19 protein-coding genes are annotated in these 21,704 nt (G+C 46.1%); all 19 read right to left on the reverse strand.

Annotation, left to right across the window (positions count from 1 at the left end; all coding sequences use genetic code 11):
- Nucleotides 1–86: 86 nt before the first annotated feature.
- Nucleotides 87–1,493, reverse strand: a complete 1,407-nt coding sequence (gene gndA / locus AB3N39_RS13475; RefSeq protein ID WP_025913289.1) for an NADP-dependent phosphogluconate dehydrogenase — start codon at nt 1,491–1,493, stop codon at nt 87–89.
- A 167-nt stretch (nt 1,494–1,660) separates the two neighbouring features.
- Nucleotides 1,661–3,031, reverse strand: a complete 1,371-nt coding sequence (cpsG, locus tag AB3N39_RS13480) for a colanic acid biosynthesis phosphomannomutase CpsG (RefSeq protein WP_367896795.1) — start codon at nt 3,029–3,031, stop codon at nt 1,661–1,663.
- Nucleotides 3,032–3,049: 18 nt separating this feature from the next.
- Complete coding sequence (gene cpsB / locus AB3N39_RS13485; RefSeq protein ID WP_367896796.1) at nt 3,050–4,477, reverse strand: mannose-1-phosphate guanyltransferase; 1,428 nt, start codon at nt 4,475–4,477, stop codon at nt 3,050–3,052.
- 8 nt (nt 4,478–4,485) lie between these two features.
- On the reverse strand, nt 4,486–5,595 hold the full coding sequence (locus tag AB3N39_RS13490) for a glycosyltransferase (RefSeq protein ID WP_367896797.1): 1,110 nt from the start codon (nt 5,593–5,595) through the stop codon (nt 4,486–4,488).
- A complete protein-coding gene (locus AB3N39_RS13495; protein ID WP_367896798.1) occupies nt 5,596–6,651 on the reverse strand; it encodes a glycosyltransferase family 4 protein in 1,056 nt (351 codons plus the stop codon). It abuts the gene before it with no gap.
- Nucleotides 6,648–7,922, reverse strand: a complete 1,275-nt coding sequence (locus AB3N39_RS13500; protein WP_367896799.1) for an oligosaccharide repeat unit polymerase — start codon at nt 7,920–7,922, stop codon at nt 6,648–6,650. Before AB3N39_RS13500 ends, AB3N39_RS13495 begins: the two co-directional genes overlap by 4 nt.
- A 17-nt stretch (nt 7,923–7,939) precedes the next feature.
- Entirely contained in the window at nt 7,940–8,833 is an 894-nt protein-coding gene (locus AB3N39_RS13505; protein ID WP_367896800.1) for a glycosyltransferase family 2 protein, read from the reverse strand.
- A gap of 18 nt (nt 8,834–8,851) precedes the next feature.
- Nucleotides 8,852–10,309, reverse strand: coding sequence for a flippase (locus AB3N39_RS13510; protein ID WP_367896801.1), 1,458 nt, complete (start codon nt 10,307–10,309; stop codon nt 8,852–8,854).
- A gap of 2 nt (nt 10,310–10,311) precedes the next feature.
- Nucleotides 10,312–11,136: an NAD-dependent epimerase/dehydratase family protein gene (locus tag AB3N39_RS13515; RefSeq protein ID WP_367896802.1), complete on the reverse strand. Its 825-nt coding sequence runs from the start codon at nt 11,134–11,136 to the stop codon at nt 10,312–10,314.
- Nucleotides 11,129–11,689, reverse strand: a complete 561-nt coding sequence (gene rfbC / locus AB3N39_RS13520) for a dTDP-4-dehydrorhamnose 3,5-epimerase (protein WP_367896803.1) — start codon at nt 11,687–11,689, stop codon at nt 11,129–11,131. Before rfbC ends, AB3N39_RS13515 begins: the two co-directional genes overlap by 8 nt.
- Before the next feature lie 26 nt (nt 11,690–11,715).
- The gene (rfbA, locus tag AB3N39_RS13525) at nt 11,716–12,591 is read right to left on the reverse strand and encodes a glucose-1-phosphate thymidylyltransferase RfbA (protein ID WP_367896804.1); all 876 of its coding nucleotides are present in this window, start codon (nt 12,589–12,591) and stop codon (nt 11,716–11,718) included.
- Nucleotides 12,592–12,623: 32 nt separating this feature from the next.
- Nucleotides 12,624–13,706 carry a dTDP-glucose 4,6-dehydratase gene (rfbB, locus tag AB3N39_RS13530; protein ID WP_367896805.1) on the reverse strand — a complete coding sequence of 361 codons (1,083 nt, stop codon included), beginning with the start codon at nt 13,704–13,706 and terminating at the stop codon, nt 12,624–12,626.
- A 32-nt stretch (nt 13,707–13,738) separates the two neighbouring features.
- On the reverse strand, nt 13,739–14,323 hold the full coding sequence (locus tag AB3N39_RS13535) for an acyltransferase (RefSeq protein WP_367896806.1): 585 nt from the start codon (nt 14,321–14,323) through the stop codon (nt 13,739–13,741).
- 2 nt (nt 14,324–14,325) lie between these two features.
- Nucleotides 14,326–14,916 carry a CatB-related O-acetyltransferase gene (locus AB3N39_RS13540; protein WP_367896807.1) on the reverse strand — a complete coding sequence of 197 codons (591 nt, stop codon included), beginning with the start codon at nt 14,914–14,916 and terminating at the stop codon, nt 14,326–14,328.
- Between the two features lie 319 nt (nt 14,917–15,235).
- The gene (gene galF / locus AB3N39_RS13545; RefSeq protein ID WP_023312389.1) at nt 15,236–16,129 is read right to left on the reverse strand and encodes a GalU regulator GalF; all 894 of its coding nucleotides are present in this window, start codon (nt 16,127–16,129) and stop codon (nt 15,236–15,238) included.
- Nucleotides 16,130–16,305: 176 nt separating this feature from the next.
- On the reverse strand, nt 16,306–17,697 hold the full coding sequence (wcaM, locus tag AB3N39_RS13550) for a colanic acid biosynthesis protein WcaM (RefSeq protein WP_047741609.1): 1,392 nt from the start codon (nt 17,695–17,697) through the stop codon (nt 16,306–16,308).
- A 12-nt stretch (nt 17,698–17,709) separates the two neighbouring features.
- The gene (wcaL, locus tag AB3N39_RS13555) at nt 17,710–18,930 is read right to left on the reverse strand and encodes a colanic acid biosynthesis glycosyltransferase WcaL (protein ID WP_133294772.1); all 1,221 of its coding nucleotides are present in this window, start codon (nt 18,928–18,930) and stop codon (nt 17,710–17,712) included.
- Nucleotides 18,927–20,207 carry a colanic acid biosynthesis pyruvyl transferase WcaK gene (gene wcaK, locus AB3N39_RS13560; RefSeq protein WP_248174608.1) on the reverse strand — a complete coding sequence of 427 codons (1,281 nt, stop codon included), beginning with the start codon at nt 20,205–20,207 and terminating at the stop codon, nt 18,927–18,929. Before wcaK ends, wcaL begins: the two co-directional genes overlap by 4 nt.
- Before the next feature lie 17 nt (nt 20,208–20,224).
- Nucleotides 20,225–21,703 (reverse strand): colanic acid undecaprenyl disphosphate flippase WzxC, encoded by a 1,479-nt coding sequence (gene wzxC, locus AB3N39_RS13565; protein ID WP_336223032.1) that lies wholly within the window; start codon nt 21,701–21,703, stop codon nt 20,225–20,227.
- Nucleotide 21,704: the final 1 nt, after the last annotated feature.

A 21,704-nucleotide genomic window follows, 5' to 3' on the forward strand; every position in this document is an offset into this window, starting at 1 on the left:
AGACTACTTCGAATAACAGGCGACATTTTTTGCATAAAAAAACCCGGAGACAGGCTCCGGGTTTTGATGACAGCGAGTAAGTTAACTTATTCCATCCATTCGGTATGGAACACGCCTTCTTTATCGGTACGTTTGTAAGTATGCGCTCCGAAGTAGTCACGCTGTGCCTGAATCAGGTTAGCTGGCAGAACAGCCGCACGGTAGCTGTCGTAGTAGGCTACTGCAGCAGAGAAGGTCGGAACCGGGATACCGTTCTGGACAGCGTAGGCAACCACATCACGCAGCGCCTGCTGATATTCGTCAGCAATTTTCTTGAAGTACGGTGCCAGCAGCAGGTTGGCGATACCGGCGTTTTCAGCATAGGCATCGGTGATTTTCTGCAGGAACTGCGCACGAATGATGCAGCCCGCGCGGAAGATCTTCGCGATCTCACCGTAATTCAGATCCCAGTTGTTCTCGTCTGATGCCGCACGCAGCTGAGAGAAGCCCTGCGCGTAAGAGACGATTTTACCCAGGTACAGTGCACGACGCACTTTTTCAATGAATTCGGCTTTATCACCCGCTGGTTTAGCCTGAGGGCCAGACAGCACTTTAGATGCCGCAACGCGCTGCTCTTTCAGGGAAGAGATGTAACGCGCGAAGACGGATTCGGTGATCAGTGACAGCGGTTCGCCCAGATCAAGAGAGCTCTGGCTGGTCCATTTACCGGTGCCTTTGTTAGCTGCTTCGTCCAGAATCACATCAACCAGGTATTTACCTTCTTCATCTTTTTTAGTGAAGATATCTTTGGTGATGTCGATCAGGTAGCTGTTCAGTTCGCCTTTGTTCCACTCGGTAAAGGTTTCAGCCAGCTCTTCGTTAGAAAGGTTAAGACCGCCTTTCAGCAGGGAATAAGCTTCAGCAATCAGCTGCATGTCGCCGTATTCGATGCCGTTATGCACCATTTTCACATAGTGACCGGCACCGTCAGGACCGATATAAGTCACACACGGCTCGCCATCTTCTGCAACAGCAGCGATTTTAGTCAGAATAGGCGCAACCAGTTCGTATGCTTCTTTCTGGCCGCCAGGCATGATGGATGGGCCTTTCAGAGCGCCCTCTTCACCACCGGAAACACCGGTACCGATGAAGTTAAAGCCTTCAGCAGAAAGTTCACGATTACGACGAATGGTGTCCTGGAAGAAGGTATTACCGCCATCAATGATGATGTCACCTTTTTCGAGGTAAGGCTTCAGGGAGTCGATAGCTGCATCGGTACCTGCGCCAGCTTTCACCATTAACAGGATACGACGAGGCGTTTCCAGAGACTCAACGAACTCTTTCACCGTATAGAAAGGAACCAGTTTCTTGCCAGGGTTCTCGGCAATGACTTCTTCGGTCTTATCACGGGAGCGGTTGAAAACGGAGACGGTATAACCACGGCTTTCGATGTTCAGCGCCAGGTTGCGCCCCATCACTGCCATACCGACAACGCCGATCTGTTGCTTGGACATTACATACTCCTGTCAGGTGTGGTCACCACGGCTTATGCGCGGCTTGAAATGTGGTTGAGATGTTAACTCAGTATTAGGTGACATGAATAGCTTTTGCTGATCTATGTCACACTGATTGCACAATCCAGGTACAGTCAAGCCGCCAGATATACGCTGGCGGCAGACCCTCACTTCCGGAGCAAAGCCAGTATTTCTTGCGTCTTCTCTTCCATCAGCGCCGTGTCAGCGCGGGACTCCACGTTCAGGCGCACCACCGGCTCGGTATTGGACGAGCGCAGGTTAAAGCGCCACTGCGGGAACGCCATGCTGATGCCGTCGGTACGGTCAATTTCCAGCGCGTGGATCGCAAAGTGCTGCTCCACGCGGGCAATCGCCCTGGCCGGCTCCGCCAGCTTGCTGTTGATCTCCCCGCTCGCCGGGAACGCCGCCATACGGTCGCGCACCAGCTCGCCCAGCGTCTGCCCCTTCAGGCACAGCAGCTCGGTCACCAGCAGCCACGGGATCATCCCGCTGTCGCAGTAGGCAAAGTCACGGAAGTAGTGGTGGGCGCTCATTTCGCCGCCGTAGATGGCGTCTTCTTCGCGCATGCGCTCTTTGATGAAGGCGTGGCCGGTTTTGGACATCACCGGCGTGCCGCCTGCCGCTGACACCACGTCGACGGTGTTCCAGGAAAGGCGCGGGTCATGAATGATTTTCGCACCCGGGTTTTTCTCAAGGAACGCTTCCGCCAGCAGGCCGACAATGTAGTAGCCCTCGATGAACAGCCCTTTCTCGTCGAACAGGAAGCAGCGGTCAAAGTCACCGTCAAAGGCGATGCCCATGTCCGCGCCGTGCTCAATCACCGCGTTGCGGGTGTCGTCGCGGCACTCCGGCAGCAGCGGGTTAGGAATACCGTTCGGGAAGTTGCCGTCCGGGGTGTTGTGCACTTTCACGAAGGTCACCGGCACGTTCAGGGCCTTAAAGCGCGCTTCCAGGGCATCGACAACCGGGCCGGCCGCGCCGTTGCCGGAGTTAATCACCAGCTTCAGCGGCTTCAGGTTTGCCACGTTGATGTAGCCCAGCAGGTGGTCGATGTACTCTTTCTGCAGGTTGATTTTTTTGTAGCTGCCGCGCTTCGCCTCGTTCACCGGCGGGAAATCGTTGGCTTCCGCCAGGCGCTGCACGTCGCGCAGGCCGGTGTCGCCGCTGATAGGACGGGCGCCCTTGCGCACCAGCTTCATCCCGTTGTAGTCCATCGGGTTGTGGCTGGCCGTCACTTCGATACCGCCGTCCACGCCCAGGTGGAACGTGGCAAAGTAAATCTCTTCGGTTCCGGAAAGGCCGATGTCCAGCACGTCCACGCCTGCATCCTGCAGCCCTTTCGCCAGGGCCAGCTTCAGGGATTCACTGGTCAGACGCACGTCACCGCCCAGCACGATGGTCTGCGGTTTTAAGTATTCGCCGTACGCGCGGCCAATGCGCCACGCGATATCTTCATTCAGCTCTTCGCCCAGCTTGCCGCGAATATCGTAGGCTTTAAAACAGGTTAATTTTTCCATGATAATTTTACCGTAATCTCAAACACGACCATACCTGTCAGCAAAACGTACAATATCATCCTCTCCAAGATAAGAGCCTGAGCGAACCTCAATCAATTCCAAAGGGATCTTTCCAGGGTTCTCCAGACAGTGCGTTGCTCCAACAGGAATATAAATAGACTCATTTTCACCGAGGAGTTTGGTTTGCTCGTTAATTGTAACTTGTGCAGTTCCTGCGACGACTATCCAATGCTCAGCACGATGGTGATGCATCTGAAGAGAGATACCTTCGCCCGGCTTTACGGTCAATCGCTTAACTTGATAGCGGCTTCCCGTATCAATCGAGTCATATTTACCCCAGGGACGATAAACTTCGCGGTGAGTATGATGTTCATGACGGCCGTCTGCTTTGATCGATTCGACAATTTTCTTCACATCCTGAACGGCGTTACGATCGGCAATCAATACAGCATCCTTGGTCTGCACAACGACCAAATCTTTCACCCCAACAGTAGTCAATAGCCCGGATTCAGAATACAGGAAACTATTTTCGGTATTATAGGACAAGACGTCACCTGTAACGACGTTACCCTCTGGAGTCTTATGGCTAATATCCCAAAGCGAAGACCAGGAGCCGACATCACTCCAGCCAGCATCCATTGGCACCACAACAGCATCTGAAGTCTGTTCCATCACGGCATAATCAATTGACTCATCAGGACAAGCTCTGAAAGCATCCTCGTCAACGCGAATAAAGTTAAGGTCAGGATCAACAGCGCTCATTGCCTTTTCACACGCCTCCAGAATATCTGGACGATATTTTTTCAATTCTTCAAGATAGCGATCGGCGCGGAAGAGGAACATTCCACTGTTCCAATAGTATTCACCACTGGCAACATAGGTTTCCGCTGTTTCAAGATTAGGTTTCTCGACGAATTGCTCGACTTCGAATGCATCGGCATTCTGAACACCATCAAATGGAACACCGCGACGAATATAACCATAGCCAGTCTCTGGTTTTTGCGGGACGATGCCAAAGGTCACAAGCTTTCCATTTTCAGCATAAGGTAGCGCCTTACGAACTGAATTACGAAACGCTTCTTCATCCTGTATGACGTGATCGGCGGCCAGCACCAGCATGAGTGCATTGCCCTCATTCTGCGCACGTACTGCAGCAAGTGCAGCCAACGCTATCGCCGGAGCAGTATTACGACCAACCGGTTCGAGGATGATATTCTCAGTGAGTTTATTCATCTGGCGCAGTTGCTCGGCAACGATAAAGCGGTGCTGTTCGTTACAAATAACGACGGGACTTTCGCATTCAATGCCCTGTAATCGGTTAATTGTCGCTTGTAACATTGTAAGTTCACCTTCCAGGCAGAGAAACTGCTTTGGATAGAGAACACGAGAAAGCGGCCATAAACGACTACCGGAGCCTCCGGCCATAACAACAGGAAATAATGACATGATTGCACTCACTTTAATGATGAATATAAATTAATTATATTCTTAACCATCAACTCTTTAGTAAACATAGTATCAAATCTGGCCTTCGCGCCTTTACTATACGCCTCACTGCGTTGAATAACCGAAATAATTCCTTTTGCAAGAGCTTTGGCATTATTCGGCTCAACGACGATGCCTGTCTCGTTGTGCTGATTAACCCAGGCCACACCACTTCGTGGGATATTAGTCGACACAAGCGGTCTGGAAAAACTCATTGCTTCTAACTGAACTACACCAAATGCTTCTGATTCATGAATAGATGGCAGGCAAAAAACATCACATGCTTTGTAGTAGGAAGCCAAATCTGAATAATTAATACTACCAAGAAGAACTACTTTATCTGACAATCCATCATTAGTAATTTTATGCTTTAGTGTATCAATTAAAGGCCCAGTGCCTCCAATAAGCACAATGTAATCTTCAGGAAGCTCCTTAGCAGCATCAATCAGGTATTCCATTCCTTTATAGTAAACAAGACGCCCCAAAGAAAAAATTATCTTTTTATTTTGATAACGTTGTTTAATATTTGTTTCAAGTTCTTCATTCAAAGGCATAACACGGGTATCCACCCCAATTGGAATACAAACGATTTTATCCTGATAAGGCTGTAAGGTTGGCGAAGACTGCCCATAGACAGGACTAGTAACTATAATGCTAGTACACTTATCCAAAATCCATTTTTGTAACGGAGCAAAAAGCATCAATAATTTTTTTTGCTTAACGATATCGCTGTGCCAATGCAGAACTATTTTCCCTTTAGGAGGGAATAAAAAAAGTGCCAACACAGCCAGTGGATTTGGAAGATGAACATGGATTACATCATAATTATTTCTTATTGCTCTCCAGCGAGATATTAAGGAGAAAGATAACGGCGTGGAAAATAGCTGTGCGAATAATTTCTGACGATAAACTCTATAACGGAGTTTGTCGTCATCTTTTCTTTCCCCAATTGGATCAACACATAGTACATCAACAGGTTGGCCATTACTTTTTACGATACCTTCACTTATATCGAATGCTACCTGTTCGATACCACCATGCACAGGTGGGTAAAATTTACTAAACTGTAAAACCTTCATTCAAATATTCCTTTGAGAGATCACATCCATAAGCTTCGATGCAACATCACGTACGTCAAATTGTTTCAGCCTATGATATCCATTGCGAATCAATACAGGGCTGAGCTCATCATAATTTTCAATCAATTCACGTAATTTAGTACTAAAATCTGATGAGTCCTCTGGATTAAAATAATATGCCGCATCACCACAAACTTCAGGGATACTAGCGCGGTCAGAAGCCATTACAGGACAACCGCGTTGCATTGCTTCCAGAGGAGGTAGGCCGAAACCTTCATATAATGAAGGATACACAAAAATTGAAGCATCTCTGTATTTTAACTCTAAATCTTCATCTGAGAGATAGCCACAAAATACAATATTTTCATGCTGTGAAAAAGTCACTTTTGAGAAAGCTGCCCCTAACCCCCCCACCACGATGAGTTTATAATTTTCAATTTTTGAATTCAAAAAAGCATTAATAACAAACTCAATATTTTTTCTCGGTTCTAAAGTGCCAACCAATAAAATCTCATTACGCTTAACAGCTTCATTTCGAATATGCTTCTTGATTTTAATAGATGTATCCACAGAATTTCGCAATACGGTGATTTTATTTGGATCTACCCCTAGATATTTCTCTATCTCTGATTTTGAAAAGTCACTAACCGTAAAGATACCTCTCGCGATTCTTGACTGAATGGCATAGTTAACCTTGTATACTGCACGATATAAGAAACGGAACCACTTAGGATATGCATACAATGACATATCATGGATAGTAAAGTAACAATTCTTATAAAACGCTGGTGATAAACCAGTGAAACAAAGCAGTAATGGGCTACCAATGCTTCTTAGATAACGAGGGAGTTCGAATTGTTCCCAAAGGTGACCGTTGCGATTTCCTATTTGAAGGATATTAAATTCCTTCTTCCATTTCTCATCAATGAGGTCTGTTTTAGGTGTTAAAAAACAGATATCAGGAACATGTTTAACGAGTTCCCGACATAGTACTAATGCATATTGCTGTACACCAGTTTTACGTTGAGTCAAAAATCTCGCATTAATATAGATCATTTATTACTCGGCATTCTGTAGATATAGCACTGAAACATGAAGAATGAATAAAAAAGAATAAATCTAAAAGGTAAAGTAAATAACATCGAAGCGACAATATACATTAGAATGATAAAGTGATTCTTATTCACTTTAAGTCTGGCTGACAAGAAACATATACTTAAGACAAATATAAGCAACCCCGGCAGGCCGAAACTTAAAATAATAAAACTTAAGACATCTTTAGGGGCAAAACTTTCATAGGCACTGGGATCCTGCGAGGATAGATAGGATCTCATTTCATTACAGTTTACGTCCAGACCAGAAAGAGCCTGACAATAGTCATATATAAATGGTGATAGCGTACTCTTGAAACCATATACTCCACTTCCTAGTGGATAATCACTAAGATGCCATATGCTGACAATTGGGAAACCCAGACGAGTGACATAGGTCATCGTTGCAGAATTTGGCAAATGAGCTGAAATGAGTGCAAAAAGGTCATAATAGATGAACGCTAGACTAACAAAAAGAACAATAAATGATAACGGGATGAGTTGGTATGTATAATTATAAAAGCCTTTCACCTTGAAGAAATAAACTAGCCCCAGCAGTACTGGGATTATCAGGAATGAAAATTTCGCACCTGAAATATAAGTTGTAATGGCAAACATACACGCCAGAATGAGTCTGTACTTTTGATTAGACAACATCACCATCAAGAACATCAGGCCATAAAAGTAACCATTTAAACTTGGTTCTGCAAAAGTACCTGCAAAGCGAAAGTTTTCATCATATAACCAAGCACCACCTAATACTTTAACAGGAAAACCAAACTTTGCCATGATGTAAAGTATCAGCGCGACACCAAGAAATAAACTCGATATCTTCACGCTAAAACGATATATATCAAAGTTACGTTCAAGTTCTTTAGCATAACTGAATATTAAAAACCATAAGAGCATATTTAGTAAAAGCGCGAATGTTTTATCATATTCAGCACCATGATAGAATGTTCCAAGCGCAGCACCGATGAGAAGGATGAAAGCAAAAAAGAGTATCTTTGCAAGGTTAAGGCTGCGAATCCTGAAAAGTACGAACAATACGATTACAAGGATAATCTTCAGGCCGAAATCAGCAATACTTGAAAGGCCTTTCATCAAACCAATCTGAGAAAAGTCAACGCCGCTAAAAAGCGAATTAATTAATAACATTCCAACAAGTGATTTGACAATAAAAGTTGTCGATAAATTATAATTATTGACAAGTGTGCTACTGGAAATTTCGCTCACCTTGACCTCTTAGTTATTTATTTTTTTAACATTATTCCGTCGATAATCCCCCTGACAAAAGCCTTATATACATTATATGGCGTTTTGCGACAAAGCGGATAAACCAACCGGGTTGCAATGGTAAATAAAACGCTAATAATAAAATAAGGAGCTTCAATGTTTTTTCTGGCAAAAAATATACGATTCCTTGTCAAATAATATGCCCCGAACAGACTCAACCCCCCCCCAGTAGAAGTACTAACTTTATGAAACACAAGAGGTTCATTAATAATTCTAACCCGGAAGCCTGCTATGTTTGCTCGATAGAGAAAATCAGTATCATCATAATAAGCAAAGTAACGAGCATCCATCATGCCTATAGCAGTAAACACCGAAGCATGCACAAGTAAGAAACATGTTGGTGCGTAATCGCACTCTTTTGGAATATTTACATAAATATCGTTATAGTCGGCCCCCTCAAAAAGATGAGGTGCTATGGCTTTTTTCTTATTAAAAAATGCGCCTGCGTACCAGACTTTTTTCTCTGGATAACTGAATATTACAGGTGAAACAAGTTTGTGTTGTCCTTCTTCAGCAACACAAATCATTTTGCTGAGAGTATCTTCCTGTTCAAAAAGCAGGTCATTATTAGTGAGCAATATATAATCGCAACCATCCTTTAAAGCTTGTTCAATACCTTGATTGTTGGCCTGTGCAACTCCGACATTATTCCCTTCATTATTAATATAGGTATATTTTATGTCTTTCTCTAAGAGAATATCTTGTGTTAAGTTAAAAGAGTCCTGATTGGTGCTATTATCTACAATATAAAGATGCTTGTTCTGATAATTTTGTTTTTCAACACTCGAATAAAAGTCAGGCAGCACACCTGGAGAATTGAAAAAAACAGTAACGAGTCCAACCTTTTTCACACTTTCACCATAGCAATATTAGTATTGATTTAACAGATTCTTGATGCTTTTTATTTGTTTTTTTATAAAGACAGTAAATACAGCTATAAAAGCCACCTGAATGCCATAAATAGCATAATGGATAGTTAGCGACTGAGTCATCACTAGGCTAACCAGACAGATGGCTATTATTACAGGTATTATCAGAAACGAGACAAATATCAGTTTTGACTTATACTCAGCTTCAGTCTGATATTTGCATGCGTAAACAGCCATTATTAATACACCTGAAATAAACGTCGAGTAGGCAATTCCAATGGCGCCATACATACGAACAAAGAAAATCGACAACGTAAAGTTCAATAATCCTTCAAGCACCGGTAACCATGCGATTGACAATTGTTTGCCATAGGCAACTAACATAAGCCCGTAGGGCGCTGCAATCATTCGAATAAGATAGGCCGCAAGTAACAAAGAGAACATTATGTTCAGCGATGTCGCCTGCTGATATCCCAACCACACACCAAGGATGTGCACAGAGGCAAACCAGGTAATAAAGACACCGATAAAGACAATCATCGAGAAAAGGAAGATAAGGTTGTTAACCAGAAATTCAACATGCTGATTATTGCCGTGATTATGCATTCTTATCATAGGTTGAATTATAGGATTAATCATGGCGCCCAATATGCCGACTCCTGCATTAACAAGAGTCATTAGTACGGCAAAACCAGCGAGTTCATGAAATGAATATTTACCGACGGTAAAGGTACCTATACCAGAAATTAAGAACTGCGCAATATTCCATACCAGCAGTCCGCAAAAAAAGACTACTATGGTTCTAAATAAATTTTTATCCACCGATAATGTTATTCTTTGCGATTTATTTTTTGTTTTGTATAAAATGTAAAAAGCAAGTTGATTAGCACTATTTATAGCAAAATAAACCCATGAAATAACATCGAGGCCATGGTGAACAAGCATCAGAATTGACGTGCCCAGTATTACTTTAAAAATTATATTTACCCCAGCGGTTATATCATTACGTTCTATACCCGTAAAATAACCAACAAAGGGAGCGAATACGTTATTAATAACAAATGAACTACCAATTAATATAAGAATTTGTTTAGCATTAGCGCTGGTTTCTGAAACTTCAGGAAAAAATGAGAAAAAGAATTTTGCTAAAAAAAATATTCCGCCCAAACATACCATGTTAAGCAGCAAAGCAAAAAGCAATGACTGATGCATCGCCTTTTGAAGTTGCTGTGGATTACTTAAATGAAGGGCCACAAAACGGCCCACTGTAACCTGAAGACCAATCCCAAAAATGCCGATCAAAACCCCAACCTGAAGAGTAAGTGACCAAATCGAAAAATCCACCTTTGAAAGATTACTCAGTAAAACTGGAGAAATAACTATTCCAAGGATAACATTTGAGAAGCCATTTATTATATTAGATAAAGAGTTTTTAAGTAACCGCTTAAAACCACTCATATTTATCTCGCGAGTTCTTCTTTATAACTAGCTATCATAATCTTCAAATCATCAAGCACATGTTGAGGTTTATAGTCTGGAATTTCAGTGGATAACTTATTTATGCTGGTAACTGGGAACTCTTCACGAGGAAAATTACCATCATGCCAATTAACCTTACAAGCCGTCTCTTTTTCGATCACATCAGCGATTTCTTTAGCTGTAACGTTAAATCCAGATGCGACATTGTAAATTTCGTTGTTGGTGTTTTGATTTTCAGCCAACCACACACATGCTTTAGCGACATCATTGACCGAAACATAGTCCTTAGAATATTCAGGTGCTACAAACATGTTGATTTCACCATTATTAATGGCATGACGGATAATGGACGGCAGGAATAATGTACTATTGAGGGCTAAACCATAGACATTGCTTGGTCGAACAACAGTAACATCACGTTCGCTCTTAAGGCACAGCTCCTCAGCAACCAGTTTGGTTAGATTAAAAAGCTTCCTGTTATCATCCGCTGTTACTACCAGGTCGTCAGTTTCATTCGCGCTATGATGGTTCATATAAACTCGAGTTGAGGATATATATACCAGCTTTTCAAACTGTGCATCCTGCAGTAACTTTGCCAACAAAACCGTATTTGCTTCCAGCACAGAAAAATAGCTTTTGGCACAATCACCATTACCAGCACAATAAATGACTTTGCCCAACTCACCATTGAGAGAATTGCAGCTGTTGCGATCAGGAACAACGACATCATGCCCTTGCTCTTTAAGCAATGTAACGATATGTGAACCAATAAAACCGTTACCCCCAATAACTGTATACTTAGCCATTTGTCCAACCTTTAAGAATCTGTTCTTTGATACTTGCAAGTGAAGGTAAAATACAATCTTTAGCAGACACTACAGGATTAGAAACTGGCCATTCTATACCCAGATCTGGATCGTTCCAGATAAGACCACTTTCATCGGTTGGATCATAATAATCTGTGCATTTGTACTGGAAACTAGCAGTATCACTTAATACGCAGAAACCATGAGCGAAACCAGGAGGAATATAAAACAGAAGAAAATTATCTTCGGATAGAATGACTGAATGATGCTGACCAAATGTTGGTGATTCTGGGCGGAGATCAACGGCCACATCAAAAACAGAACCCTGGGTTACTGAGACTAACTTACCCTGAGGCTTTGTTTTCTGAAAATGAAGCCCGCGCAGAACATTTTTCGTCGATTTAGAACGATTATCCTGAACAAAGTCCAGACCAAATCCTAATTCCTGGTAACGTTTTTTCTGATATACTTCGAAGAAATAGCCACGTTCGTCACCAAAAACTTTAGGTTCAATAATTACAGCATCATTTAAGGGCGTTTCAATAATTTTCATAGTTTTTAGTACTTTATGTTGAGTTTTCAGTCTTTAGCTAAATGCTGCAAATATTTGCCATAGTCATTTTTATTGAGCTCTTCGGCTAATTTTGCTAACTGTTTCTTATCAATGAAACCTTTGCGATAAGCAATCTCTTCCGGACAAGAAACTTTGAGACCTTGACGTGATTCGATCGTCTGAATAAAGTTACCTGCCTCAATTAGACTCTCATGCGTTCCTGTATCAAGCCAGGCATATCCACGCCCCATAATAGCAACTGAGAGCGAATTTTTTTCCAGGTAGAGGCGGTTAATATCAGTTATCTCTAATTCACCACGCGCTGACGGTTTCAGCTGTTTAGCCATCTCAATGACGTCATTATCATAAAAATAGAGACCAGTCACAGCGTAATTACTTTTTGGCTTCAGTGGTTTCTCTTCTAAAGAAAGCGCTTTGCCATTCTCATCGAAATCTACCACGCCATAACGTTCAGGGTCTTTCACATGATAGGCAAAGACTGTAGCTCCTTTTTCCTGATTCATTGCCATTTCAAGTTCTTTTGGCAAATCGTGACCATAGAAAACATTGTCTCCAAGGACTAAAGCACAAGAATCGTTACCGATAAAGTCTTCACCAATGATAAATGCCTGAGCAAGACCATCAGGACTTTCCTGGACTTTATATTCAATGTTCAGTCCCCATTTTTTACCGTTACCCAGTAATTGCTCAAAGCGCGGGGTATCCTGAGGTGTGCTGATGATGAGAATATCCCGAATACCCGCAAGCATCAGCGTGCTTAACGGATAATAAATCATCGGCTTATCATAGATTGGCAGCAGCTGTTTACTAACCGCCATCGTCACAGGGTAAAGGCGAGTACCTGAACCACCGGCTAAAATAATTCCTTTTCTTTTTGACATGTTCAATGCTTCTTATGACGGGGTTGAAAAGATTAGCGTTGCTCGTAATTTTTATTGATCCAGTCCTGATAGGCACCACTCATAATATTTTGGACCCAATCCTGGTTATCAAGATACCAATGAATCGTTTTCTTAATACCAGATTCAAAGGTCTCTTGAGGTTTCCAGCCGAGTTCCAGAGTGATTTTACTGGCATCGATTGCATAGCGTCGATCGTGGCCTGGGCGATCGGCAACATAAGTGATTTGTTCGCTATACGAGGTATTCTTCGGCTTTATTTCGTCAAGAATATTGCAGATGGTCTGTACTACTTCAATATTCTTTTTCTCATTATAACCGCCGATATTGTAGGTTTCACCTACGATACCTTCCGTGATAACGGTATAGAGTGCACGGGCATGATCCTCAACGTACAACCAGTCACGGATCTGATCACCTTTGCCATAAATAGGCAACGGTTTACCTTGTAATGCATTGAGAATTACCAACGGGATTAGCTTTTCTGGGAAATGGTAAGGTCCATAATTGTTTGAACAGTTAGTCACAATAGTTGGGAAATTATAAGTCCGATGCCACGCGCGTACTAAATGATCGCTTGATGCTTTAGACGCAGAGTACGGGCTGCTTGGAGCATAGGCGGTATGCTCAGTAAACAATGGAAGACTTTTGTTATTATCCCATTCATCAGGATGAGGTAGGTCCCCATACACTTCATCGGTTGAAATATGATGGAAACGAAATCCCTGTTTCTTTTCACCTTCCAGGTTTTGCCAGTATTTTCTGGCTGCTTCAAGCAAGACGTAGGTTCCAACAATATTCGTTTCAATAAACGCGGCCGGCCCGGTGATTGAACGGTCAACGTGACTTTCTGCTGCCAGATGCATTACTGCCTCAGGTTTATGAGTTGAAAAGATTGCGTCTAAAGCCTGTGCATCGCAAATATCAGCATGAACAAAAGTATAACGATCGCTATTTTCAATGTCTTTTAAAGACTGAAGGTTACCTGCATAGGTTAACTTATCAACATTCACTACAGAATCAGTTGTCGAGTTAATAATATAACGCGCCAATGCCGAACCGATGAAGCCCGCACCACCAGTAACTAATATTTTCATATTTTTATCTCAAATAAGTAAAAATGGATGCATTAAGAAATACTTATCCATTCATTTCGTTCGAAACAGTATTTTTTGATAACTTTTGCAGGTACACCAGCACAAACAGAATAATCAGGTATATCTTTCGTCACTACAGAGTTTGCTGCGACTACACTATTTCTACCAATACAAGCACCAATGATGGAGACATTTTCTCCTATCCAGGCGCCTTCTTTAATAACTACATCATCTTTGAATATAACAGGTTGTTGGCTTATTGGAGTTTGAATATCTTTGTATTCATGAAGGTTATCTGATATGTATACTTTATCGGCGATAAGAACATCCTTTTCGATAATGACACGGCGCACACTTACAATATGTAAAAAGCGACCAATATAAACGTTATCACCTATATTTAGAATCGGGTTATGATTATCATTTTTTAATGCCAAGGCCCACAAGCCCGGTTGAATTACTACTCTTTCTCCAACCTCGATATACTTCACCCCTTGCAATATATCAGGCTTAAAAATCCCACTTTTTTTTCCGAAATTTTTAAATGAAAGACGATATATATATGAAGAAACAAGAGTGGCTATTTTACGTCTGACCTTGAACATCAACTCGTACATTATTACCCCTTTTTAATATTTGAGGAAAAATCTACAAGGGCATTTACATCAAAATCCCACCAGGGACAATTTATATTTTGCCTATCGCGAATGAATTTCGCAGGAACACCACCTACGATGGTGTAAGGTTGAACATCTTTGGTAACGACAGCCCCAGCCCCAATGACTGCTCCATCGCCAATTGTCACACCATCCATTACGATAGCATTTACGCCAATCCAAACATCATTTCCTATGATGATTTTCTCGGTTTCAGTTATAGATTCAACCATTTTCGCACTAACTCTATGATTTTTCAATCTATATGGGAAGCAGGTATTCTCAGAGTAAAATATCGGATGTGTAGAAAAAAAATCAACTGGATGTTTTCCAGGACCTATTTTAACACCTTCTGCAATCGAACAAAATTTACCGATCTGACAATTGTTGACAGAGGCGGTACCTGCGAAATACGTATAATCACCAACTATAGAATTAGTTATATTTGCACGACGAAATAAGACAGTGTAACGGCCGAATTGTGTAGACCGATTTTTTCTTTTATAAAAATATGATAACAATTTTATTTTCATTCTTGATAAAGCTTGCTTCATATAGTGACCTACACTGTTTAATATCAATTTAGTTTGGAAAATCAACGCTACCGCCCCTGGCTCAACAGCTACCAGTTCACTGAAACCATGGGCAAATTGTTCAAAATCTATCTTTCTTACACATTGAGTATGAAAGATTTAATCTGATATTGTGGTCCTAATTGCACATCAAAACAAGAAAAAAACCACAGTTTAACTTAATGGCGTTTCTTAGCATCAATACGTGACCCGCTGATTTTTAAATAAAAAACGGCAGAGAGCGATGAGAATGTATCATTTGCTCTTCTGCCGCCATTGTGTTTGTCTAATAACTAAACAGCTACTCAGCTAACAGTTGCTCGATTTTCTTACGGAACTTCGCCCCTTCCTTCAGGTTGCGCAGTCCATAGTTCACAAACGCCTGCATATAGCCCATTTTCTTACCGCAGTCGTAGCTGTCGCCGGTCATCAACATGGCGTCAACGGACTGTTTTTTCGCCAGTTCGGCAATCGCGTCGGTCAGCTGAATACGATCCCAGGCACCTGGCTCAGTTTTTTCCAGTTCTGCCCAGATATCAGCGTTCAGAACGTAACGGCCAACCGCCATCAGGTCTGAGTCCAGCGTCTGCGGCTGATCCGGCTTCTCGATAAACTCAACGATGCGGCTCACCTGCCCTTCCGTTTCCAGCGGTTCTTTGGTCTGGATGACGGAGTACTCGGAGAGATCGCCTTTCATGCGTTTCGCCAGCACCTGGCTACGTCCGGTTTCATTGAAACGTGCCACCATTGCCGCCAGGTTGTAACGCAGCGGATCGGCAGAAGCGGTATCGATGATGATATCCGGCAGCACGACAATGAATGGGTTATCACCCACAACCGGACGGGCACACAGAATAGAGTGACCCAGCCCCAGCGGCTGCGCCTGACGGACGTTCATGATGGTCACGCCCGGCGGACAAATAGACTGCACTTCCGCCAGCAGCTGGCGCTTAACGCGCTGCTCAAGCAACGCTTCGAGTTCGTAAGAGGTGTCGAAGTGGTTTTCTACCGCATTCTTGGACGAGTGCGTAACCAGGACGATTTCTTTGATCCCTGCAGCAACAATCTCGTCGACAATGTACTGAATCATTGGCTTGTCGACAATCGGCAGCATCTCTTTTGGAATGGCTTTTGTGGCTGGCAGCATATGCATGCCCAAGCCTGCTACCGGAATGACTGCTTTCAAATTAATCATTATTTCTTCCACCTTAAAATGGTTGACGAATTATAGCTCTTAAACCTGTTTTCGCCAGCATGATTTGCCGTAATCCTTAGGCAATCTTACGCCTCAGCATCACAAATTTCTGTAGTTGTAATCTGATTAGATCGCGCTTTTATGCCAGGAATAGTCTCAAAACTGATGTTTGTCGATTATCTGTGCGGAAGCGCAAAGTTCAGCCTTTCCACATTCACTACCTGCTGGTCGACCCGGTCAATATCCACCGAACTCTGCCCCTTCTCATTTACAGCTTTTATGTTCGCCAGCGACAGCAACGTCTCGTCTTTCGCCATAAACTTGCCCCGCACATCCTTGCGCAGGTCGAAGTTGATCTTCAGGGCAGGACCCACGGCGGCTTCCTGCATCACATTGATATTGCGTAAGAAAAGATGCTGCGGTTTGTTGTGCAGTTCCAGCGTTGCACGCTGCATTTCCACATTGGTTATCGCCACAAACGAGGTAGCGTTACCGGATGAAATCTGTATTCCGCGCAATTTATATGCAAGCTGGCGGTTATCGAGGTGAATATTATTGAGCTTGAAGTTCTGCGGGATGGACAAATAATCGCCTTTTATTACCCCATAGCCGATCAACATTCCTGCACTGTTAACCATGTCGACATTATCAATAATGAAATTATCACAGCCATAAATGGCCACAGTGGCATTGTCTATCCCCGCTTTTTTACTGAAGTCGGGAGTAATATTTTTGGCTTTGATATTACGAATAACAAAATGCTTACCGTTTTCAACGTGCACCAGCTGGCGACAGTTGCTGCCGGTGATGTTGGCTACCACGAAGTTCTTAACGGTTTGCTTTTCCGGGTAGTCGTTGTCGTAGGTGCTGCCGGCGAGGCCAATGCCGATGCCCCAGTTGATCTTGCCGTTGGTGCAGTTGATGTTGTCGATAACATGGTCGGAAATCAGGATGTTGCGATCGTTGATGGCGACGTTCCATTCGATCGCATCGCCCTGCAGATGGCTAAATTTGCTGTTGGTGATGCGGGCGCCATCCACCTGGTTATGGAAACCCTGGCGCAGAATGGCGTAGTTGGCCTGGCTCACGCTAATGTTATCAATCAGCAGATTGCGCATCACGCTGGGTTTCTTGCCGCCGATATAGATCTGCGTCACCGGGCCAAAACCGCTCATGGCCAGCCCTTTGATAACGCAGTCAGAGCCGCGAACGTCGAGCGTAATGTTCTCCGTGCGACCAGCACCTTCGCCTATCACTTTGCTGCCTTCCTGCAGAACAAAGCGGCCGCGCCCGTTGCCGGTTAACGCCCCGCGGATCAGCAAGGTTTTTCCGTCGGGAATGAAAATACCCGTATTGATGTTTTCGCAGGTGAGCCCGGCCGGGACCACGACGGTGTCACCATCATTAAACGCCTGCTTAAAAGCGGCGATCCAGTCGTTGTTATTGTACTGATTAACAGAGACCGTTCTGCCGCTTGCCGCCCGCGCAATTCGGGACGACAGCAGCGGCGTGGCCGCCAGAACGGACAGAGAAGAGACAAAGGTGCGTCGGGTAATCTTTTTCAGCATACATCCTCGGCGTTAAAGCGTTTGCAGCAGGCTCGCTAGCTGGCGGTTAATCACCTGCTGGTTAAAATCGGTTTCAACTTTTTGTCGGGCGTTATGGAGCACGGGCTCCAGCGACTGCTGGTCGATGTCACTAAAGGCGGCTAAACGGTCCGCAAGGGCCATCGCGTTATTCTCCGGCACCAGCCAGCCGGAATGGTCAGACTTAATCAGCTCAGGGATCCCGCTGTGCAGAGTCGATACCACCGGAATACCGACGGCCATCGCCTCCATCAGCGCCACCGGAATGCCTTCCATGTCGCCATCGGCACCCGTTACGGAAGGCAGCAGAAATACATCTGCCTCATCGAGCATGGCCTTGACCTCGTGGCTCGGCTTGAAGCCGGGCATCTCTACGACATCTTCCAGCTGATACTGTTCGATCAGCGTGCGCAGCCGACGCTCCCACGGCCCAATCCCGAGAATGCGGTAGTGGAAATCCACCCCGCGCGCTTTCAGCTGGCGGCAGGCTTCAATGGCCACATGCAGGCCTTTCTTCTCGGTCAGACGGGCAACGGAGATGATCTGCAGCGGTTTGCCCGGCACCTTCACGGGACGGCGGGTAAAGCGCGTTAAATCCACGCCCATACGCGACACGGCAATTTTCTCTCCCGGGCAGCCCATGTTTTTCAGGCGTCCGGCCCACAGGTCGCTGATGGGCAGCATCATGTCGCCACGCCGGAAAAGCTGCTGGTACTCCGGCGTATAATGGTTCAGCACTTCGCGGCTGGAGATGTCGATGCCGTGGAAGATGGTCGCAATTTTACCGTCAATCACGCCCAGTTCGCGCAGCTTCGCGGCGGTCACGCCTGCCGGGCCAAAGTGGGCAATAAACACGTCTGCACGATACGGCTGCGCCGTTTGCCCGCAGATGGCCGACAGGATCAGATTGCGGGATTCCGAACCATAGCGGGAAATATTCAGCGCCCGCCACGTCGACGCGCGGTGGATCCCGCGCAACGTCTGGCTGGCACGGTGGCGTAGCTTGCTCAGCTTCCCGGACGGCTCATCCTGCAGCCAGCGGGTTTTAGCCTCCAGCCCATACTGGGTATATGCCGCATGGGTATTTTGGGTATCGCCCTTTTGCAGGGCGATAATCTCCACGTCATATCCCATATCGATAAACGCGGTGATTTGGTTCAGGACAAACGTTTCAGACGACAGCGGAAATTTCAGTAAGAAGAAACCAACCTTCATTTCCCCTCCCGCACGCGGTCAAGTACCGATTTCACCATTCCAATGCCTTTTTCGCGCTCGGCTTTCACCGCAACGGCCAGACGCTCGTTGATCGCAGGCAGCTGGCCGAGCGTATCCCCCACCATCGCGCCAAGGGAACCATCCAGCAGATGACGAATATCCACGGCCATTTCCGGCATACCGAGCTGCTGCATGATCCCGGCGGACTTGTGTTCGTAGTTGATGGCTATGGCAGGCGTGCCAAAGTTCATGGAGATAATCGCCGAGTGCAGACGCGTGCCGACGGTCAGGTCGCAGGCGGAGAGCAGCTTGCCCATCTCCAGGTCGTTCAACTCATCCATCACCACATGATAGCGGGACGGATCGTTCACCAGGTTGCGCAGGTTCAGCGCCACCATACGATCGTCTTTGTTGTAGCTGTCGATGCCGGTACAGGTGGACAGCGCCAGCACCTGGTACCCGCTGTCCAGCACGCGGTTCACCACGTCGGCGAACGCTTGCTCATACGCCGCCTGCGTCGTGCCTAAACGTTTATCGAAGGGCGCCAGCTCGCGCAGGGTAATCGCGACGGTTTTCTGTTTCGCCGCCACGTCGAGCCAGTGCTGCACCGCGTAGCTCGGCTGGAAGCTGTCGTCCTGGTGATCCACCAGCCAGGCGGTGTCCACGCCGTGCTCAACTTTTGAGGTGTCTATTTCGCTGCGCTTCATCATGTCGAGGCTGACCGACTCGCGCAGGATCAGCGCGTCGCAGTGGCCGAAGACATAGTTTGCCAGCTGGTTAAACTGCGGATCCTGGAATGGCCCCACGCTGTGGCCAATCATAAACAGCGGCTTTTTCGCCATAAAGGTGCAAAGCGCATGCTCAAACTGCGGCACGCCGTAGAGATCGACGAAGAACGAACCGCCAACCTGGATAATAGCGTCATAGCCGGACAGCAGACGAACAAAGTCGGTGAAGCCCTGGGCGATCGCGATGTTGCGCAGCTTGCCGGTATCGGTCACGCGGGAAAGCAGCACCTGGTGCTGGTAGCGACGACGCAGCACTTTCTTCACGCGGCCCATCACGCCCGCGGCGTTATTGTGCTGTTTCATCTGGCTGTAGAGCGGGTCGCCCATCACGGGGCGGTTCAGTAACCAGGATGAGCTAACCGGATAACGGCTCATCACGTCCACTTCGGTCTCAGGCTTAAGGGTGTGAATTGCATCCAGTAAACCGCGCAGAATGGCGCTGTCGCCACGGTTGCCGCAGGTATGGTTGCCAAGAATTAATAATTTCATAATGGCCTCTTAAATAACTAGCCTGCGCGAAGCAGCGTTTTCATTTTTTCGTTACGGCAAAACTGGCGCTTCATCTCCACCACCAGCGCATTGCGTGAAAGCACAATCATCACGCCAAATGCCAGCGCGCCCGCGGCAACCTGCACCGCCAGCAGCGCGGCCAGCGGCAGGTGACCGCTGAGGATGATGCCCAGGCCGTAGCTCACCGCCAGGGTCGGCAACGAGAGATAGAACGGCAGCCACAGGCTCAGGATGTACTGACGGTAGCTGGAGCCCAGCACCGGCTTGATCATGATGAAGTAGCTCAGAACGGTATTGACGATCTGCACCAGCAGGAAGCCCAGCGTGACGCCGATGGCGCCCGCCATATGCCCGCCGACGATAATCGCCGGAATAAACAGGAAGGTTTTGAACACGTTGAACTTAAAGCTGATATCCACGCGCGCTTTTGCCATCAGCAGGGAACCAATCGGATTCCCCACGGAGCGCAGGAGCCCCACCACGCACAGCAGCTGCAGGATCGGGATGATACCGTTCCACTTCTCGCCAAACACCAGCGGCACGAAGTTGCTGGAAATCACCATCAGCCCCAGCAGCACCGGGAAGTTAATAATCCCCACCACGGAAAGCAGTTTGTAGAAGTTGACGCGCAGCTTCTCGGTGTCGTCCTGAATCTTGGCAAACGCCGGGAAAAGGACGCGGGTGATTATCGGGTTCAGCTTCATCGGCGGCACCACCGCGACGTTGTAGGCCAGGTTGTAGCCCCCCGCCACGCTCGCGCCGAGAATACGCGCCAGCACCAGCGTCGACAGGTTGGTATTCACATAGTTGATGATACTGTCCGCCGTCAGCCACGCGCCAAAGCGCAGGTTGGACGAGACGGACGCAAGAGAGAAATGAAGCCCGGGACGGTAAATTTTGCGGCCAAAGTAGCCGAACAGCAGCGTACGCACGGCAGAGTTAACCAGGTATCCCAGAATTGCGGTCATCGCCAGCGGCCAGAAATGGGCGCTCACGACGGTAAAGGTAAAGCCCGCCAGCACGGCGCTGGTCTCGATCATGCCGATCTTGTTGAACTCCAGCTCTTTCTGCATCAGCGCGCGGAACTGCTGCCCGTGCGGGATCACCACGAACGCAAACGACAGCGTGCGCATCAGCGGAGCGAGATCCGGGTTGTGCAGCACGCTGGCGATGGTATCGCTCAGCAGGAATACCAGCACGAACACGAAAATCCCCAGCCCCACGTTCAGCCAGTAGAGCGTGGTCAGCTCCAGATGGCTGATCTCTTTGCGCTGGATAATCGAATTGGCGATACCAAAATCAGACAGCGTATCGGCCAGCGCGATAATCACCAGCGAGACGGTCAGCAGGCCAAACTGGTGATTATCAATAATGCGCGCCAGCACGGTCATCTGCACCAGACCGAGGCCAATGATGACGATGGTCGCCATCGCTGACCATTTGGCCCCGCTGATGGTTTTTTCACGTAAGCTCATC

The organism is Enterobacter vonholyi (assembly GCF_040834095.1).
In the GTDB taxonomy this organism is placed as follows: Bacteria; Pseudomonadota; Gammaproteobacteria; order Enterobacterales; family Enterobacteriaceae; genus Enterobacter; species Enterobacter vonholyi.

Coding starts and splice junctions, on each gene's coding strand:
- cpsG (WP_367896795.1), bottom strand. CDS start 3,031: ATGGAAAAATTAACCTGTTTTAAAGCCTACGATATTCGCGGCAAGCTG.
- rfbC (WP_367896803.1), bottom strand. CDS start 11,689: ATGAAAATTATTGAAACGCCCTTAAATGATGCTGTAATTATTGAACCT.
- rfbA (WP_367896804.1), bottom strand. CDS start 12,591: ATGTCAAAAAGAAAAGGAATTATTTTAGCCGGTGGTTCAGGTACTCGC.
- cpsB (WP_367896796.1), bottom strand. CDS start 4,477: ATGTCATTATTTCCTGTTGTTATGGCCGGAGGCTCCGGTAGTCGTTTA.
- AB3N39_RS13540 (WP_367896807.1), bottom strand. CDS start 14,916: ATGAAGCAAGCTTTATCAAGAATGAAAATAAAATTGTTATCATATTTT.
- wzxC (WP_336223032.1), bottom strand. CDS start 21,703: ATGAGCTTACGTGAAAAAACCATCAGCGGGGCCAAATGGTCAGCGATG.
- galF (WP_023312389.1), bottom strand. CDS start 16,129: ATGATTAATTTGAAAGCAGTCATTCCGGTAGCAGGCTTGGGCATGCAT.
- wcaK (WP_248174608.1), bottom strand. CDS start 20,207: ATGAAATTATTAATTCTTGGCAACCATACCTGCGGCAACCGTGGCGAC.
- AB3N39_RS13495 (WP_367896798.1), bottom strand. CDS start 6,651: ATGATCTATATTAATGCGAGATTTTTGACTCAACGTAAAACTGGTGTA.
- gndA (WP_025913289.1), bottom strand. CDS start 1,493: ATGTCCAAGCAACAGATCGGCGTTGTCGGTATGGCAGTGATGGGGCGC.
- wcaM (WP_047741609.1), bottom strand. CDS start 17,697: ATGCTGAAAAAGATTACCCGACGCACCTTTGTCTCTTCTCTGTCCGTT.
- AB3N39_RS13510 (WP_367896801.1), bottom strand. CDS start 10,309: ATGAGTGGTTTTAAGCGGTTACTTAAAAACTCTTTATCTAATATAATA.
- AB3N39_RS13490 (WP_367896797.1), bottom strand. CDS start 5,595: ATGAAGGTTTTACAGTTTAGTAAATTTTACCCACCTGTGCATGGTGGT.
- AB3N39_RS13515 (WP_367896802.1), bottom strand. CDS start 11,136: ATGGCTAAGTATACAGTTATTGGGGGTAACGGTTTTATTGGTTCACAT.
- AB3N39_RS13535 (WP_367896806.1), bottom strand. CDS start 14,323: ATGTACGAGTTGATGTTCAAGGTCAGACGTAAAATAGCCACTCTTGTT.
- wcaL (WP_133294772.1), bottom strand. CDS start 18,930: ATGAAGGTTGGTTTCTTCTTACTGAAATTTCCGCTGTCGTCTGAAACG.
- rfbB (WP_367896805.1), bottom strand. CDS start 13,706: ATGAAAATATTAGTTACTGGTGGTGCGGGCTTCATCGGTTCGGCATTG.